This window comes from Orenia sp. (genome assembly GCF_055140805.1).
Genome location: NZ_JBSQYM010000058.1, coordinates 1 through 16,912, shown reverse-complemented (window position 1 = coordinate 16,912; position 16,912 = coordinate 1). Strand labels below are relative to the sequence as shown.

Below are 16,912 nucleotides of genomic sequence, written 5' to 3'. Positions count from 1 at the left end.
AATGATAAATTTACTAGCCACAGGTTTCAACCTGTGGTGATGGTGATATGTTACACTACGGGTTAAAACCCGTAGCTAAAACTTAAAGTGTCGTAATATAACCATTAACAGAAACTATTAATATTTAGATTTAACCAACAGACCAAATAATTATAGACTTATCATATATCTTTTAGTATTATAAACTCTTCAGCACTTTATACCAAGATATTAAAATGTAATAAAAAAGCAACCCACATTATTTAGATGTGAATTGCTAAAATAAAAAATCTACTCTAAAACAATAGCAGCTTCTGGAGCATCGACTCTAAAAGTAAAGGATTCAGTCAAGAAAAACTCTATCTCATCACCTTTTTGCTCTTTAAAACCAATAGAGATATCCTGACCAACAATTAGTTTAAAGTCTTCTCCTCGTTTAGAAATTAATAAACCTTTATTAACAAGTTCAGGTGCTGGTACAACTTCTCCGCCCAAAATCTCTTCCAACCTATTCTTGATAGGATAACCTTTATCATCTAATTTATATAATAAAGAATATAGTTCTGGACCTAATAACAATGCATAAGGACCTTCTACATCCTCTGTAATCAAATTTTGGACTCCCTCAGCTACTGCTGAAACCAGACCTTCTTCTCCAATATTAATTAATCCATAAGGAGATTTATCTAAAATACCAGCAATTTCCCCTTCTTTTAAACCATAAAAAATTGCATTATTCTCTGCTTGAGCAAGCTTTTTTACAGCTTCTGCTAAAGAATCAGTATCAACATCTTCAGCTCCCCTAACCAAAGATTCTATCTCATCTATCTTCATTTTAAAAGGAACCTCTAACTCAATTAAAGGTAAGACATGGCGTTTAGAATATGATACACCTTCTTTGGCATCATTATCTAAAGCTACCCTTCTTCCTGTATTCACAGCAGCAAACTCAATTCCCTTAGGCCCTATAAAATCAACAAATTTACGCCCCTTTAACTTAACTTGTAACCTTTCTCTTGCTTCTTGATCTATAAAATTCCAAGCTTCTTCAGTAATTGGAGCTAATGATCGTTTTAAATTACTCATAGTATCTCCTCCTCTTTAAGATTATCTTAAATTATGTATGCCAAGAGATTCATCATTAGAGTTATTCATTTCATCATCAGTCTCTTCTTCACCCTCTTCTAAAGCTGTAATATCACCTTCAGTAAATAAGAACTCTCTTAAGAATTCATCCCATTTAGGATTATTACGCCTTAACCATTCTAAACCCATACATGCATGTTCAATCTCTTCATCACGATTATGTTCTACAATAGCCTTTAACTGTGGATCTTCTGTAGCAGCAGCTCGCTGATTATACCAATCTACCGCTTCCATCTCCTCAATCACACTTTGAATCATCCGATGATACTCTTTTGCTTCCTGAGGTAAGTTATCTTCATGGTATCCTTCACTTGCCATATTCTTCGCCTCCTCATAAATTATTGGTAATCATTCCTATTACTATTATAATAGAATAAACTTTTTTTGTCAAGAAAAAACAATATGCCTAAATATAGGTGCCTAGATAATTTAAAGGTAGGTAGTTAGAAATAGCCTAACATCTACCAACCTAACTAATGAAGCAGATTAATCTACTCCATTATAGATATATATTAAATAATTTAAAACACAATTCAAGAATACTATAAATAATATTTATTTTTCTGGTTATTATAATAATTAAGTGTTGTTAATAATACATTCATTATGTATTTAATCACACAAAGGAGATGATATTATGGTAACTAATGAAATAACCGCAGAAAATCTCCGTTCAGCCTTTGGTGGAGAAAGTCAAGCCTATCAACGATACATAGTCTGGGGGAGAGTAGCTAAAGAGGATGGATTCTCAAAGGTGGGTCTTCTCTTTAAAGCAGTTGCTTATGCTGAAGAGGTCCATGCAGGTAATCACTTTGAAGCCCATAGCAATATTGAGGGCGACTTCTTAGTAGCCTCAGGGGCTGGCTTTGGAATAGGTTCTACCTCAGAAAATTTGGAAGGAGCTATTGCAGGTGAAAACTTTGAGATTGAACAGATGTACCCTAGCTACTACCTAGTAGCCAAAGATCAAAATGAAAAGGATGCACTTAAATCCTTCCATTATGCCCTAGAAGCGGAGAAGATTCATTCTAAACTATTCAATGAAGCTAGAGGAAAAGTTGATAATGGAGAGGATTACGATTTAGAATATGTCAGTGTTTGTGAAATATGTGGAAATACTGTCAAAGATGGCACTCCTGATAAATGTCCAATTTGTGGAGCCACTAAAGAACAATTTAAAGAATTTCGTAAATAGAATCAGAACCAGAAATCAGTAATTTTAACTGATAACTGATAACAGATTCCAGATTCTTGATAACTAAATCCAAGGAGGAGATAATAATGAAATATTATGAAGTTAAACAAGCTGATGACCCAAATAACAAAACTGAATTAGAGAAGAAGCATATACCAGTAATTCAAGCACCTAATAAAGTAAAGAAGGATGAATATTTTGATATTACTGTCAAAATGGGGGAGATAGATCACCCAGTAGAGCCTGGTCACTTTATCCAATATGTTGATCTTTATGCTAATTATTATCATCTAGGTAGAGCAAACTTTACACCTGAAATGAAAGCAGAGGTTACTTTTAAGGTGAAATTAAAGGAATCTTGCACTATCAGAGCTTATGAACTATGTAATTTACATGGTCAATGGCAGGGAAATAAAGAGATCACTGTAGAATAAACTGAAATAAAGCTAGATAATATCTAGCTTTATTCTTCCAATATATTGCTAACTAAATCTTGATATAACACGTTGTACTAATTAAATCTTAATAGCAATAATATCTCTTCATGGGTATATCGCGACATTTTTAGGAATCAGGAGTCAGGAACCAATTATCAGTAAAACAGACTGATTCCATATTCCCAATTCCTGACACGAAAGTGTCGCAATATCTCTATGTTATACTAATACAAAACATCAATTCAAATCAATAGAATAAATATCAGAGAACTCAATATTTATCTTTTCAACTATACCTGCCTTTAAGTTATGACTATCCTCTTTTAGTTGATTATTAGTTTCTTTAACCACCTTAACTGGTAAGGTGATAATAAATTCTGCTCCCTTTCCATATTCACTCTTTACAGATATATGCCCTTGATGCCTATCTACTAGCTCCTTTACCAAAGATAATCCAATTCCACTTCCTTCTTGATTTCTTCTTAAGGATTCATCCACTTGCTTAAATCTGACAAAGATTTCGTCCAATTTATCTTCAGGAATACCTATTCCTGTATCTTTGATAGATATAACTATATTCTCTACTTTATCATAAATATTCACAAATATATATCCACCAGCATTGGTAAATTTAATTGCATTTGATAATAAGTTTAAAAGTACCCTTTCCATCTTATCTAAATCACAAGCAATTACCTTCTCTTCAACTTCAGTATCAAAGATTAATTCTATGTCTTTAGTTTTAGCATATTGGGCTACCGATAGAACCATGTCTTCAACAACATTTATAATATTATGATTGGCAAAATTGATATTTAAAAATTCTACATCTAACTTTGTAATATCGATTAAATTATTGACTATCCTTAGCAATCTATAACAGTTCTGCTTCATCATCTTCCTATACTTTAAGGTCTTTTGAGTATTAACTAACTTTTGTTGATCACAAATCCGCTCTAATAGTTGTAAGGCACAAAATATAATATTTAATGGTGTCTTTAATTCATGGGAGATATTTGCAAAAAAGTTTGTCTTTAATTTATTATGTTCTTCAATTTCTTTTAATTTCATCTGTTTCTCTATAATGGTCTGCTTATAACTCTCAGCCTTCCTTCTATCTCTAATATCTCTAGCCAAAGTAATAATATACCTCTCACCATCATGTCTAAAGGATACTGCACCAACCTCTATATCAACCACACTTCCATCATTACGGACATATCTATACTCTACAAAACCTATACAGTCCTCTTGAGATAAGAAATCTCTTTCCTTCTTTTGAACATACTCTTGATCATCTGGATGAATATTGATTAAATCACCAAAATCAGTTCCAATAATATCTTCAAGGTTATCATAATCAGTCAGTTCAAAGACCTTCTCATTAGCAAAAATCAGCTTATCTTCTTTATATACTAAAACTGCATCTGGTAATAATTTCATCAATAATTGATATAATTCTGTACTCTTCTTTAATTCTTTTTCAAATTTCTTCCTTTCTGAGATATCTCTAGCAACAAGCATCATTGTATTTTTATTTTCATAGACCAAGGGAATCCCTGCTATTTCCAAATCTAATATCTGATTATCAGATTTTCTAATCAATTTATGTTCTAAAAAAGGGACTACCTTTTCTTCTTCTATAACAGCTTTAGTTCTTTGCTGTATAACTTTATAATCTTCTGGAAAAACACTGAAAAGATCAAATAAATCTCTACCCATTACAGCTTCCACACCTGCAAACCCTAATAAGTTGGCCCAAGCTTTATTTGCAAATACAACGTTTGCATTATTTGAAATCACTATACCATCTGGCAATAATTCTACCAACCTCTGATACTTCTCTTGACTTCTCTTTAATTCTTTTTGAACCTTCTTTATCTCTGAAATATCGATAATCGAGACTGAGCTGCCAATCACCTTCCCCTGCTCATCTTGAATTGCAGTAGCAAAAAGCATTACCTCAAACTTATCTCCAGTTCTATTCTCTGCTATAGCTTCACCTCTCCAATAGCCTTTATTATGTATAACTTCTCTCTTTTCTTCGACACATTCCTTAGTGGTCCAAATTCCTAATTCAAGAGGATCTTGACCTAATATTTGATTTAAGTTATCATAGCCCCACATCTCTAAAAAACTATCATTAGCATAGCGAATATTACCTTGAAGGTCAATATAAATAACTCCACTTAATGACTTATCTATTATCTGCTCCTTAATCTTTAATTCTTCTTTGATTTTCTCCGATTTTGTTATATCACTTCCTAAAATCACAGTATAGTGCTCCCCTTGATAATCAAAAGAGAATCCTTTACATTCAGAGATTATTTCACTACCATCCCTTCTAATTATCTTATGCTTTAATGTACCAACAGTACATTCACTTTCATTTAACTTTTTTTGCCTCTCTAAAATTTTTGCAAGATTATCAAATTCAACCAAATCAATAAGATTCTTCCCAATAATTTGATTACTATCACTATATCTCAAAATATCTAAAGCCGATTTATTTACAAGTATTATCTCAGAATTTTTCTGTACAATAACACCATCAGGAAGAAGATTAATGAGTTGCTCATATAATATTTGATTCTTTTCTACTTCATATTCTAGACTTCTTCTCTCTGTTATATCTCTAAAACTCCAGACCCTTCCACAAACTTCACCTTTTATTATAAGAGGTCTAAAGAATCTCTCTAAGATTTTCCCATCTTTAAATTTAACAGAATCTAGATTTTCTTCTCCTTTTTCTGCTATCTGTTCTAAATCAGATATAAATCTATTTGGATACTTTACTCTATGCTTGACAGCCTTAATAATTATCTTGCCATCTGTATTATCAATTAACTCCATAGGAATGTTCCACATCTCTAAAAAAAGGCTATTATAGTAAATAATATTTTGGTTATTGTCTGTAACCAAAATACCATTAGTTGTAGAGTTTAAAACAGCCTTTAATATCTCTCTTTCTTTTGATAATTCTTCTAATATTTTCTCCTTACTATCAAAGTCTTCTCTACCTCTCATACTCACTCTTTTTAACTTCACCATATCACACCACCAATAAATAGCATTTAAAAATCAACTTTATGAATAACACACTCTAAATTAAAACTCATTGTAGCCTAAGCTTTTCACCTCTACCTATCAACAATCTACTACCAGTTTTTGAACTTTCGTTAATGGAAAAATACCAAAAAAAATTTTCCATACCTACTATCACCCAACTTTGAATAAGTCCAACTTGACTCTAAAGATAAATAGCTACATATAACCTCCTTAGGAATTAATATTCTATAATAACCAATAATATCCTGCTAAAAATTAATATTTAATAAATAATCTTCTATTAGCTAATTACTTTTTATTAACAATTTAATCTTTTCTCAAAATTACTTCTTAAATAAAAAATAGCTAGTATTAATACTAGCTATTCTCCCTTCCTTCTTCTATTAATTTTAAGAAAACATCAACTAATTTAGGATCAAATATTCTCCCAGATTTATCCTCTATCTCTCTAACAGCCTGATCTTTAGACATAGGACCTTGATATTCCTCTTTATTATTAATTGAATTATAAGGTCGATTAAGTAAGGCATCATAGGCATCAACTATATGAACAATTCTAGATAAGAGTGGTATATCTTCTCCTGCTAATCCTTCTGGATAGCCGGTCCCATCCCAATTTTCATGATGGTAAAGAATACCATTAGAAATATTTCTTAAATCCTGAAAACTCTTGGCTATATTATATCCATGTTCTGAATGCTTTTTACACTCTTCCCATTCTTCTGCAGTTAAAAGTTCGGCTTTATTGAGTATACTTTTTTCAATTGCTAACTTACCGATATCATGATATTTGGCTAGCTTAACCAAATTTTGTAAATCCCTCTCTGATAATCCTAAACTATCACCCATCTTTCTACTCATACTTATCATTCTAGAGGTGTGACCTACAGTCTCATAACTATTATTTTCTAATTTATCAGTCAAGGATTTTAATAGCTCGCTATTACCACTACTCTTATTTTCAGATTTATCATCATACATTCTATTCTCTGCTCTTCTATATATATCTTCTATAGCTTCTTTTGGCACTACTTTAGTTGCACATCCTAAAGCAATCTGAGGAGTAATTGGTTCAAAATCAGAAGAATCACAACCATCCTTAATCCTTTTAATTATACTTTTGGCAACCTCTTCACTAGTCTCTGCTAAGATAATACCAAACTCATCACCACCCCATCGAGCAATAATATCTTCCTCACGAGTAGCATTTTTTAAAATCCTAGCTATCTCTTTTAATAATTCATCTCCAGCTTCATGTCCAAAGACATCATTAGTCAATTTCAATCCATTCGCATCTCCTACAATCATACTTAAAGGTAACTTCCTCTCTACATCTAACCGCCTTAGCTCTTCTTCATAAAATTTCCTATTATAAAGACCTGTTAAACTATCATGATAACTCATGTATTTAATCTTTTCTTCTGCTTTCTTACGTTCAGTGATATCTATTAGTGAAACTATACTTTTGTCACTATCAGGTATCAACTTAGCTTGAATAATCACAGTCTTCTTTTCACCATAATTATTTATAATATCAAGCTCATATCTCTCAGGAGTATCATCATTTCTCCTACGTTGCCAATGATAATTTAAAATCCTAGTTAAAGATTTATGGTCCATAACTAATTCTAATAGCTTCACCTTACCTTCTATCTCTTCTTTAGAACATCCTAAAATCTCTTCCATCTTATTATTTACTAAAGATATAGTCGTATCCTTCTCTAATATACAACTAGCAGTACCAGTTGCTTGGAATAAAGTCCTATATTTATTTCTACTATCTTTAAGCTCTTTTTCTGCTGATTTTCGCCTAAATATATTTATTAAAAGAATACAGATAATTATAGTCAAAAAGATGATAAAAGCTAACGTAGCTAAAACTTTACCCTTATTTTCATTATAAAATGAGTATGGTCTATTAACAATAACACTACCTTCAGGCAATTTATTAAAATCTATATCAAAGCTTTTTAGCTCATGATAATCAAACATAAATTTATTAGGGTTCTCTTCAATGATTGGTTCTTCTCCCTTTAGTATATTTAATGCTATCTTTGCAGAAATTCTCCCTTGCTGATAACCACTGCTAATCTTTCCACCTAAAACTCCATGACCAGGGAACACATCCCAAAAACTATAGATGGGTCTAGTAGTATATTGAGAAATTAACTCTGTAGCTTCTGTTAAAGAAATTAAATTGCCTGATTCATACTTTATACTGGCAAGCCAGACTATAATACTATGTTTATTAATTTTTTTGGCTATCTCTTTTGCTTGGGTGAGGTAAGATAACTTATAACTGATTAGACTAATAGGCTCAGGAATATCAGCCATAGCATCCTTTAACATCTCTAAATTTGTTAGTCCAGTAGTAGTTCCATCAGTAATTGCTACCACCTTATCAATATTAGGGTGTAACTTTAGAGCAACCTCAATTGTACTTTTCATATCTAATTCTTCTTCTATACCAGTAAAATTCTCCTCCCCTTCGAAGGAATAATTATCCAAATCACTTATTCCACAGAATACCACTGGTGTATTAGGAAAGAGATCATCTTGATATTCTAATAAAAATTTTAAAGCATCATCATCAGATGAAATGATTAAGTCAAATTTAGCATCCTTAAACTTATGCTTAAAGAGTCGATAGAGATTATTTATATGTTCTTTATCACTTATTCGCTTGGTATCCAAATATTCAGTATGCACATTTATATTTTCAGAGTTGGAACCTAAGATACTTTTAATACCCCTATCAATATTATCTGTCCAACCAAACTCAGGAGAATAGGAATGAACAATTAATATATTCTTCTTATCTTCATCTTCATTAGCTTGAGAGTTTACTGGAGTAAATAGTGAAATTAATAGTATCAATACAACTAAAACAAGTCTATCTTTGTATAATTTTATCACCATGATTAATCTACTAAACCTCCTATTAATTCATCTTATAAATAAAGACTTCAACTTTCATCGATAAATTCCTTTAAAATTAAAAATAATCATATGTATATAATTTCTACTTTAAATAAAAGTTTATGATAAATTAGTTTTTTTATAAATGTTTTCATACCCTTTTAAAAGCATATGAAAGAATATATATTATTCAGATTTAAAATTAATCAAAAAAAGACCAGCCATGATGGCTGGTCTTTTAAGATCAAATAATTTATTCTGCATCTTCAGCTGTAGCTGCAACTTCAGCTTCAGCATCGGCTACCTCTTCAATACTCTCTTCTTCAACAGTTTCTTCTACAACTTTCTTTCCTTCAAAGGCATTGATATATAGTTCTTTAATTTCACTAATTAATGGGTATCTTGGGTTAGCTCCTGTACATTGGTCATCAAAAGCTAACTCTGACATTTCATCTAACTGTGCATAGAAGTTCTTTTCAGTAACCCCTGCTTCTTCAATAGTATTTGGAATATCAATCTCTGCTTTCAGTTCATTGATAGCATTAATTAATAATTGTACCTTCTCATCTTCACTATTTCCACCTAATCCTAAGTGGTCAGCAATCTTAGCATAATTAGTCTTAGCTAATGGATACTTATATTGTGGGAATGCAGTCTGCTTAACTGGTACATCACTAGCATTGTATTCAATTACTTCATTGATTAATAATGCATTTGCTAAACCATGAGGTACATGGAAAGTAGAACCTAATTTATGTGCCATAGAGTGGCAAACTCCTAAGAAAGCATTAGCAAAGGCCATACCTGCAGTAGTAGCTGCATAATGCATCTTCTCTTTAGCTTTTCTATCTTCTGCTCCGCCTCTATAAGATCTAGGTAGATATTTAAATACTAATCTGATAGCTTCTAAAGCTAATCCTTTAGTATATTCACTTGACAATACAGATACATAAGCTTCAATCGCATGTACTAAAGCATCAATACCAGAATAAGCTGTTAATCTAGCTGGCATAGATAAGACTAAATCTGGATCAACAATTGCCATATCTGGAGTTAACTCATAATCAGCAATTGGATACTTAATTCCAGTACTGTCATCAGTAACAACAGCAAATGGTGTTACTTCTGAACCAGTTCCTGAAGTTGTAGGAATAGCTACAAAGTAAGCTTTACTTCCTAATTCAGGGAACTTATAAATTCTCTTTCTGATATCCATAAATGTCATAGATAACTCTTTAAATTCCGCTTCTGGATGCTCATACATTAACCACATAATCTTAGCAGCATCCATTGGAGAACCTCCACCAAGAGCAATAATTACATCTGGTTGAAAAGAATCCATTTGTTTAACTGCTTTTTCAACAGTACTTAATGTTGGATCAGGTTTTACATCAGAGAATATTCTAAAATCTACTCCAACTGTTTCTAATACTTCAGTAATTTTTTCTGTATAACCAAGATCATATAATGGCTTATCAGTTACGATAAATGCTCTCTTCTTACCTTCTAACTCTTTTAATGCAATTGGTAATGCACCATACTTAAAGTAAATCTTTTCTGGTACTCTAAACCATAACATATTCTCTTTTCTCTCAGCAATTGTTTTTACATTCATAAGATGTTTAACCTCCACATTTTCACTTACTGAGTTACCTCCCCAAGATCCGCAACCTAAAGTTAAAGAAGGGCTCAATTTGAAGTTATAGATATCACCGATAGCACCTTGAGAAGCAGGCATATTAACAATAATTCTTCCTGTCTTCATCTTAGAACCAAAGTAATCTTTTCTATCTGTATTAGCTGGATCAGTATAAAGAGAAGATGTATGTCCATACCCACCAAATTTAACTAATTCTACAGCGTTATCAACACCTTCTTCAAAGTCTTTAACTTTGTACATAGCTAAAGTTGGTGACAACTTTTCATAAGAAAATGGTTCATTTGCGCCAATTTCTTCTACCTCTGCAATTAATACTTTAGTCTCTTTTGGAACAGTTACTCCTGCTAACTCAGCAATCTTATAAGCTGGTTGACCAACGATTTGAGCATTAACATGACCATCAACAATGATTACCTCTGCAACCTTCTCTCTTTCAGCTGGAGATAATACATATGCACCACGGTCAATAAATTCTTGTTTTACTTCCTCGTAAACATCAGCTACAACACTTACTGATTGTTCAGAAGCACAGATAACACCATTATCAAAAGTCTTACTCATTAAGATTGAACTTACTGCCATCTTAATATGTGCAGTCTCATCAATAACTGCTGGAGTATTTCCTGCACCTACTCCAATAGCAGGTGTTCCAGAAGAATAAGCTGCTTTAACCATTCCTGGTCCCCCAGTAGCTAAAATCAAGCTAATATCTTGATGCTTCATTAATAATTGAGATAATTCAATTGATGGTTCATCAATCCATCCAACAATATAATCTGGAGCTCCTGCTTCAACTGCTGCTTCTAAAACGGTTTTAGCTGCTTCAATTGTACAATTTTTAGCTCTTGGATGTGGTGAAAAGACAATTGCATTTCTAGTCTTTAAAGCAAGTAAAGATTTAAAAATTGTAGTAGAAGTAGGATTTGTTGTTGGTACAATTCCTGCTACAATACCAACTGGTTCTGCTATCTTCTTTATACCAAAAGCAAGATCATCTTCAAGTACTCCACAAGTCTTTTCATCTCTATATTTATTATAAATAAACTCTGATGAAAAGTGATTTTTAATTACTTTATCCTCTACAATTCCCATTCCAGTATCTGCAACAGCCATCTTAGCTAATTGAATTCTCTTATCATTAGCTGCAATAGCTGCTCTTCTAAAGATTTCATCAACTTGTTCTTGCGAATATGTAGCATACTCTGCTTGAGCTTCTTTTACCTTTTGAATCAATGCTTCAAATTCTTCAGCATTGGTAACTTTCATAATTCCCATTTTTTAGTCCCCCTTTTTTTCAAAGAAAACACAACACCCGTAAAAACATTAACACTTCCTTGTGAACTTATACACAAACTTTCTTATAGCATTATGCTTCCTCTTTGACTTGATAAAAGAATATCAAATTTAACTATTTTTTTCAACCTTTCTTTAAAGCTAAAATAAGCCATAAATATCGATTTAAGCTAATTATCTATTCAATTATCTATATAACTAACATTAGCTATGATGATTGACTATAATTGACTTCATATCTATTTCCTATACTATAAATTTGACTTTTCTCTCTACATATAGTATCTATTTTCGACAATATATACTAAATATAGTAGATTTGTTATTTTAATAACTCTCTTTTTAATTTTAAAAGATGTCGAAAATGATAATTATTATTTTTTAAAAAAGATATTATGTTATCTTTTTATCATTCTCAATTAACACAATATCTAAATATATTTTTAATCTTTATCAACTCATCTATATCATATTAAAGTTGACACTGCTTCTAGACTTTATTATCATTTTACTTTTTAAAGATTGAATTATTATAAACAAATACTTCTAAAGCAAGCAGCAATTGAGGTACTTCTTACAAAAATGATCTGTCATTATAACAACAATATCAACTTGCATTAAGTGACCTCTTCTGAATTAAATATACTGGCCACCATATATAAAAACCCCATAGAGTAGATTTTTTCCTCTCTACACTATGGGGGTAGCTTTTATTTCTAGCTAGGGTTTTTCTTATATCTCACCTTTAAACCCTTTTATATAAAGTTCTTTAATCTCATCAATTAATGGATATCTAGGATTAGCTCCTGTACATTGGTCATCAAAGGCAAGCTCTGCCATCTTATCTAACTTCTTATAGAAGTTAACCTCAGTTACTCCTGCTTCTTCAATGGTCATTGGCATATCAATCTCTCTTCTGAGTTTATTAATTGCAGCAATTAATAAATCAACCTTTTCATCATCAGTATTCCCGCCAAGTTGGAGATGCTCTGCAATCTTAGCATACCTACGCTTAGACAATGGATATTTGTATTGGGGAAATGAAGTCTGCTTAATTGGTACATCAGTAGCATTATATTTGATAATTGGAGTAATCAATAACCCATTAGCTAGTCCATGAGGAAGATCAAAGGTAGAACCTAATTTATGTGCCATAGAGTGACAGATTCCTAAGAAAGCATTGGCAAAGGCCATACCTGCAGTTGTTGCTGCATAATGCATCTTCTCTTTGGCTTTTCTATCCTCTGAACCATTTCTATAAGAATCTGGTAAATACTTAAAGACTAACCTAATTGCCTCTAAAGCAAGTCCTTTAGTATATTCACTAGATAATACTGATACATAGGCTTCTATAGCATGGACTAAAGCATCAAAACCAGAGTATGCTGTCAATTTAGGTGGCATAGATAAGACTAAATCTGGATCTACAATTGCCATATCTGGTGTCAATTCATAATCTGCAATTGGATATTTAATTCCTGTCTTATCATCAGTAACTACAGCAAAAGGAGTTACCTCTGAACCAGTTCCAGAAGTTGTAGGAATAGCTACAAAATAAGCTTTCTCCCCTAATTTAGGAAATTGATAGATTCTTTTTCTAATATCCATAAAGGTCATCGATAACTCTTTAAACTCTGCTTCTGGGTGCTCATACTTCAACCACATAATTTTGGCAGCATCCATTGGCGAACCTCCACCAAGAGCTATAATAATATCAGGATCAAAGGTTCTCATCTGCTTAACTGCTTTTTCTACTGTAGAAATTGATGGATCTGGCTCTACATCTGAGAAGACCTTATGATCAATTCCCATCTCATCCAACTCATTGATAATCTTATCAGCATATCCCATATCATATAGCGGTTTATCTGTAACGATAAAGGCTCTCTTCTTATTCTCCAACTCACTCATTGCAGTAGGTAAACAACCATACTTGAAGTAAATCTTCTCTGGAACTCTAAACCATAACATGTTTTCTTTTCGTTCGGCAATAGTCTTAATATTAAGCAAGTGTCTAACCCCCACATTCTCACTTACTGAATTTCCTCCCCAAGATCCACAACCTAAAGTTAGAGAAGGATCTAATTTAAAGTTATAAATATCACCTATTGCTCCTTGAGAAGCAGGCATATTGATTAAGCACCTTCCAGTCTTCATCTTAGAACCAAAGTAATCTATTCTTCCCTGATTAATTAATTCTGTATAAAGTACTGAAGTATGACCAATCCCACCAAAACGAACTAGCTCAACAGCAATATCAACAGCATCAGCAAACTTATGGGCTTTATACATAGCTAGAGTTGGCGATAACTTCTCATAAGAGAAGGGTTCTGCTTCCCCAATATCTGCAACTTCTGCAATTAAGACCTTAGTACTTTCTGGAACTTCTAGACCTGCCAACTCTGCTATCTGGTAAGCAGGCTTACCAACAATCTGAGCATTGACATGACCATCGACTATAACTACATCCCCTACTCGTTCTTTTTCCTCAGATGAGAGAATATAGGCCCCTCTATCAGTAAATTCCTGTTTAACCTCTTCATAAACCTCATCAACTACTACTACTGATTGTTCAGAAGCACAGATAACACCATTATCAAAGGTCTTACTCATCAAAATTGAACTGACTGCCATCTTAAGGTGGCATGTTTCATCGACCACAACTGGTGTATTTCCTGACCCTACACCAATGGCTGGCTTACCTGAAGAATATGCCGCCTTAACCATCCCTGGTCCTCCAGTAGCTAAAATCATACTGATATTCTTATGGCGCATTAAAGTTTGAGACATTTCAATTGAGGGTTCATCAATCCATCCAATAATCCCTTCAGGTGCACCTGCTTCTACAGCTGCCTCTAAAACTATCCTAGCTGCTTCTGTAGTACATCTTTTAGCTCTAGGATGGGGAGAGAAGATAATAGCATTTCTTGTCTTTAAAGCAATTAATGATTTAAAGATAGTAGTTGAAGTTGGATTGGTTACTGGTACAATTCCTGCCAATACTCCTACAGGCTCAGCTATCTTCTTCAAACCAAAAGAAGTATCATTTTCAACAATCCCACAAGTCTTCTCATCCTTGTATTTGTTATAGATAAATTCTGCTGAGAAATGATTTTTAATTACCTTATCTTCTACAATTCCCATTCCAGTATCTTCAACAGCTAACTTAGCCAAGGTAATTCGATTATCATTGGCTGCAATAGCTGCTTTTCTAAAAATTTCATCTACTTGTTCTTGGGGATATGTAGCGTACTCTCTTTGAGCAGACTTAACCCGCTGTATTAACTCTTCTAACTCTTCTTGGTTAGTGACTTTCATTATTTCCATTCTTCTACCTCCCGTTAGAATAAATATTAAACCTTACTATAAATTTAAAATAAAAGTTAATGGTGGTATGGCAATACTTTCGTGTCAGGAATCAGGAACCTGGAATCAGTATGTTTTACAGATTCCTGATAACCGATTCCAGATTCCTAAAATGTCTTAATATCCTTCTATAACCCCATATTTCAATTCCATTTTATAGCTCTAATTCTAGTTTAAAAAGGTTAATAGTCATCATTTCTATATTTTACAAAAGAGATAGGATTCATACATGAAAATATTTTTTATCGAAAATTACTACAGTTATGGCTAGTGGTTAATGAATTATTATATATACTTTGAATAACACTTATAAATATTATCCACTAAAAAAGATAAGAGCAGAAAAATCAACCACTCTTATCTTTAAAATATTATTTATATTAGAATCTTCTAACCACAAGGTTCTATAAAGGCTTTTTGGAGTAATAAATAAACCCAAGTAAAATTAGTATAAATAAACTTAGTAAGATAAATATATTGATTATTAATTTATTTAAGAATAGACCACCTTCTTTTCTAAACCTATCACCTTTCTTCTCTTGGGCCATTCTTTCTCGTATCTCCTTCTCTAATTCTATCCTTAATTCCTGTTCTATTCTCTGAGTAAGTTCTTCTTCTAACTCTTCTCTAATTTCAGCTTCTAACTTAGCTCGTAGCCTCTGCTCTATCTCATCTCTAAGCTCCATCCCAACCTCTTTTCTAACCTCTTTCTTCATCAATTCATAGTCTATCTCTTCCTGCTGAGGTGGAATAGCTAATTTCAGCTCACCCTCTGTCTCTATTAGTAATTGGCTATAGATATTAGAAGAAAATTTGATAATAATATCATAGGATTTAATTGGACCATTAAAGATAATATAATCAATAATCCCTCTAATATGCCTCTTATTAGCATCTACAACAAAAGGACTAATTGTATCCTTGTGTTCATGATAACTACCTTCTGTAATTTGAACTAAAATATAATCATTCTTGTTAAATTGACTGATCTTTTTACCATTAATAGGAGCTATAACAGGGGTTACATCTAACTCAATAATCTCTTCTTCAGTATTTTCTGACTCATCATTCTCATCGATAAGTAAGTTTGGATGACTATACCTTATTTCTTCCTTAGTTTGAAAATCTCCATATATACTCAATTCTACTGCTTCTCTTATAAAATCCTCTAATTTTGACTTTAAGATAATCTCAACCTGCTCCAAATCCCCTTGAAGCAGAGCATCAACAGATTGAAATTTATCCTTTTGAGTTATATTATTCAATAAATAGATTTTTAATTTTCTTCCTGCTAGTCTCTCCTTATCAGATATTCTAGAGAAGATTCTATCAAAAGCTTTACTATCAGGCTCAATATAGACTACTTCATCCTTATTACTAAAAGCAACATCTAAGTTAATCAACTCTCCATTATCCTTATCAATAATAATACTAAGTAGTCCATAAATCTTATTGCGACTGCCATAAGCTAACTTTCCATGGATGACCATATAATTCTTATCGTCTAAATTATTGTTATCTAAGTTGTCTTGAATATTTTTTTCAACAGATTCTTGCTCCATAGCTTCCCTTCACCCCTAATCCTTTTAGAATAACTATTATCTATATTCTATAACTAACATCATTTTTCATTCTTTTTAATTAAACTTTACTATATATAATTCTACTTTCATCAACATTTAGGGTGAAATTTGATTATAAATATTCCATCTTGAAGGCACATTTGAATATGTTGTTATAAATAGATATTGTGACACTTTTTATAATGATAAATTTACTAGCCACAGGTTTCAACCTGTGGTGATGGTGATATGTTACACTACGGGTTAAAACCCGTAGCTAAAACTT

Annotated in this window: 9 protein-coding genes; 2 read left to right on the top strand and 7 right to left on the bottom strand. The window is 32.3% G+C overall.

From position 1 onward, the window contains the following. Window positions 1–270: 270 nt before the first annotated feature. Both ACTCDL_RS07630 and ACTCDL_RS07625 read right to left on the bottom strand, forming a co-directional pair. A complete protein-coding gene (locus tag ACTCDL_RS07630) occupies window positions 271–1,065 on the bottom strand; it encodes a family 1 encapsulin nanocompartment shell protein (RefSeq protein ID WP_463175559.1) in 795 nt (264 codons plus the stop codon). A 21-nt stretch (window positions 1,066–1,086) separates the two neighbouring features. Then, entirely contained in the window at window positions 1,087–1,443 is a 357-nt protein-coding gene (locus tag ACTCDL_RS07625) for an encapsulin-associated ferritin-like protein (protein WP_463175558.1), read from the bottom strand. A gap of 319 nt (window positions 1,444–1,762) precedes the next feature. Between ACTCDL_RS07625 and ACTCDL_RS07620 the strand changes: the two genes are divergently transcribed. After that, the gene (locus ACTCDL_RS07620) at window positions 1,763–2,320 is read left to right on the top strand and encodes a rubrerythrin family protein (RefSeq protein ID WP_463175557.1); all 558 of its coding nucleotides are present in this window, start codon (window positions 1,763–1,765) and stop codon (window positions 2,318–2,320) included. An 86-nt stretch (window positions 2,321–2,406) separates the two neighbouring features. Then, window positions 2,407–2,754, top strand: a complete 348-nt coding sequence (locus ACTCDL_RS07615; protein ID WP_463175555.1) for a class II SORL domain-containing protein — start codon at window positions 2,407–2,409, stop codon at window positions 2,752–2,754. Between the two features lie 240 nt (window positions 2,755–2,994). Here ACTCDL_RS07615 and ACTCDL_RS07610 read toward each other — a convergent pair whose 3' ends face one another. From ACTCDL_RS07610 to ACTCDL_RS07590, 5 genes are all read right to left on the bottom strand, one after another. Next, window positions 2,995–5,808 carry a PAS domain S-box protein gene (locus ACTCDL_RS07610; protein ID WP_463175554.1) on the bottom strand — a complete coding sequence of 938 codons (2,814 nt, stop codon included), beginning with the start codon at window positions 5,806–5,808 and terminating at the stop codon, window positions 2,995–2,997. Between the two features lie 375 nt (window positions 5,809–6,183). After that, window positions 6,184–8,745 carry a diguanylate cyclase gene (locus tag ACTCDL_RS07605; RefSeq protein WP_463175553.1) on the bottom strand — a complete coding sequence of 854 codons (2,562 nt, stop codon included), beginning with the start codon at window positions 8,743–8,745 and terminating at the stop codon, window positions 6,184–6,186. A gap of 253 nt (window positions 8,746–8,998) precedes the next feature. Next, the gene (gene adhE, locus ACTCDL_RS07600; protein WP_463175561.1) at window positions 8,999–11,671 is read right to left on the bottom strand and encodes a bifunctional acetaldehyde-CoA/alcohol dehydrogenase; all 2,673 of its coding nucleotides are present in this window, start codon (window positions 11,669–11,671) and stop codon (window positions 8,999–9,001) included. Between the two features lie 759 nt (window positions 11,672–12,430). Beyond that, window positions 12,431–15,016: a bifunctional acetaldehyde-CoA/alcohol dehydrogenase gene (adhE, locus tag ACTCDL_RS07595; protein WP_463175560.1), complete on the bottom strand. Its 2,586-nt coding sequence runs from the start codon at window positions 15,014–15,016 to the stop codon at window positions 12,431–12,433. A 452-nt stretch (window positions 15,017–15,468) separates the two neighbouring features. Continuing rightward, entirely contained in the window at window positions 15,469–16,626 is a 1,158-nt protein-coding gene (locus ACTCDL_RS07590; protein ID WP_463175551.1) for a hypothetical protein, read from the bottom strand. Between the last annotated feature and the right edge of the window lie 286 nt (window positions 16,627–16,912).

Excerpts from the sequence above, each read along its gene's own strand:
- ACTCDL_RS07630 (WP_463175559.1), bottom strand. The coding sequence starts at position 1,065 with ATGAGTAATTTAAAACGATCATTAGCTCCAATTACTGAAGAAGCTTGG.
- ACTCDL_RS07625 (WP_463175558.1), bottom strand. The coding sequence starts at position 1,443 with ATGGCAAGTGAAGGATACCATGAAGATAACTTACCTCAGGAAGCAAAA.
- ACTCDL_RS07620 (WP_463175557.1), top strand. The coding sequence starts at position 1,763 with ATGGTAACTAATGAAATAACCGCAGAAAATCTCCGTTCAGCCTTTGGT.
- ACTCDL_RS07615 (WP_463175555.1), top strand. The coding sequence starts at position 2,407 with ATGAAATATTATGAAGTTAAACAAGCTGATGACCCAAATAACAAAACT.
- ACTCDL_RS07610 (WP_463175554.1), bottom strand. The coding sequence starts at position 5,808 with ATGGTGAAGTTAAAAAGAGTGAGTATGAGAGGTAGAGAAGACTTTGAT.
- ACTCDL_RS07605 (WP_463175553.1), bottom strand. The coding sequence starts at position 8,745 with ATGGTGATAAAATTATACAAAGATAGACTTGTTTTAGTTGTATTGATA.
- adhE (WP_463175561.1), bottom strand. The coding sequence starts at position 11,671 with ATGAAAGTTACCAATGCTGAAGAATTTGAAGCATTGATTCAAAAGGTA.
- adhE (WP_463175560.1), bottom strand. The coding sequence starts at position 15,016 with ATGAAAGTCACTAACCAAGAAGAGTTAGAAGAGTTAATACAGCGGGTT.
- ACTCDL_RS07590 (WP_463175551.1), bottom strand. The coding sequence starts at position 16,626 with ATGGAGCAAGAATCTGTTGAAAAAAATATTCAAGACAACTTAGATAAC.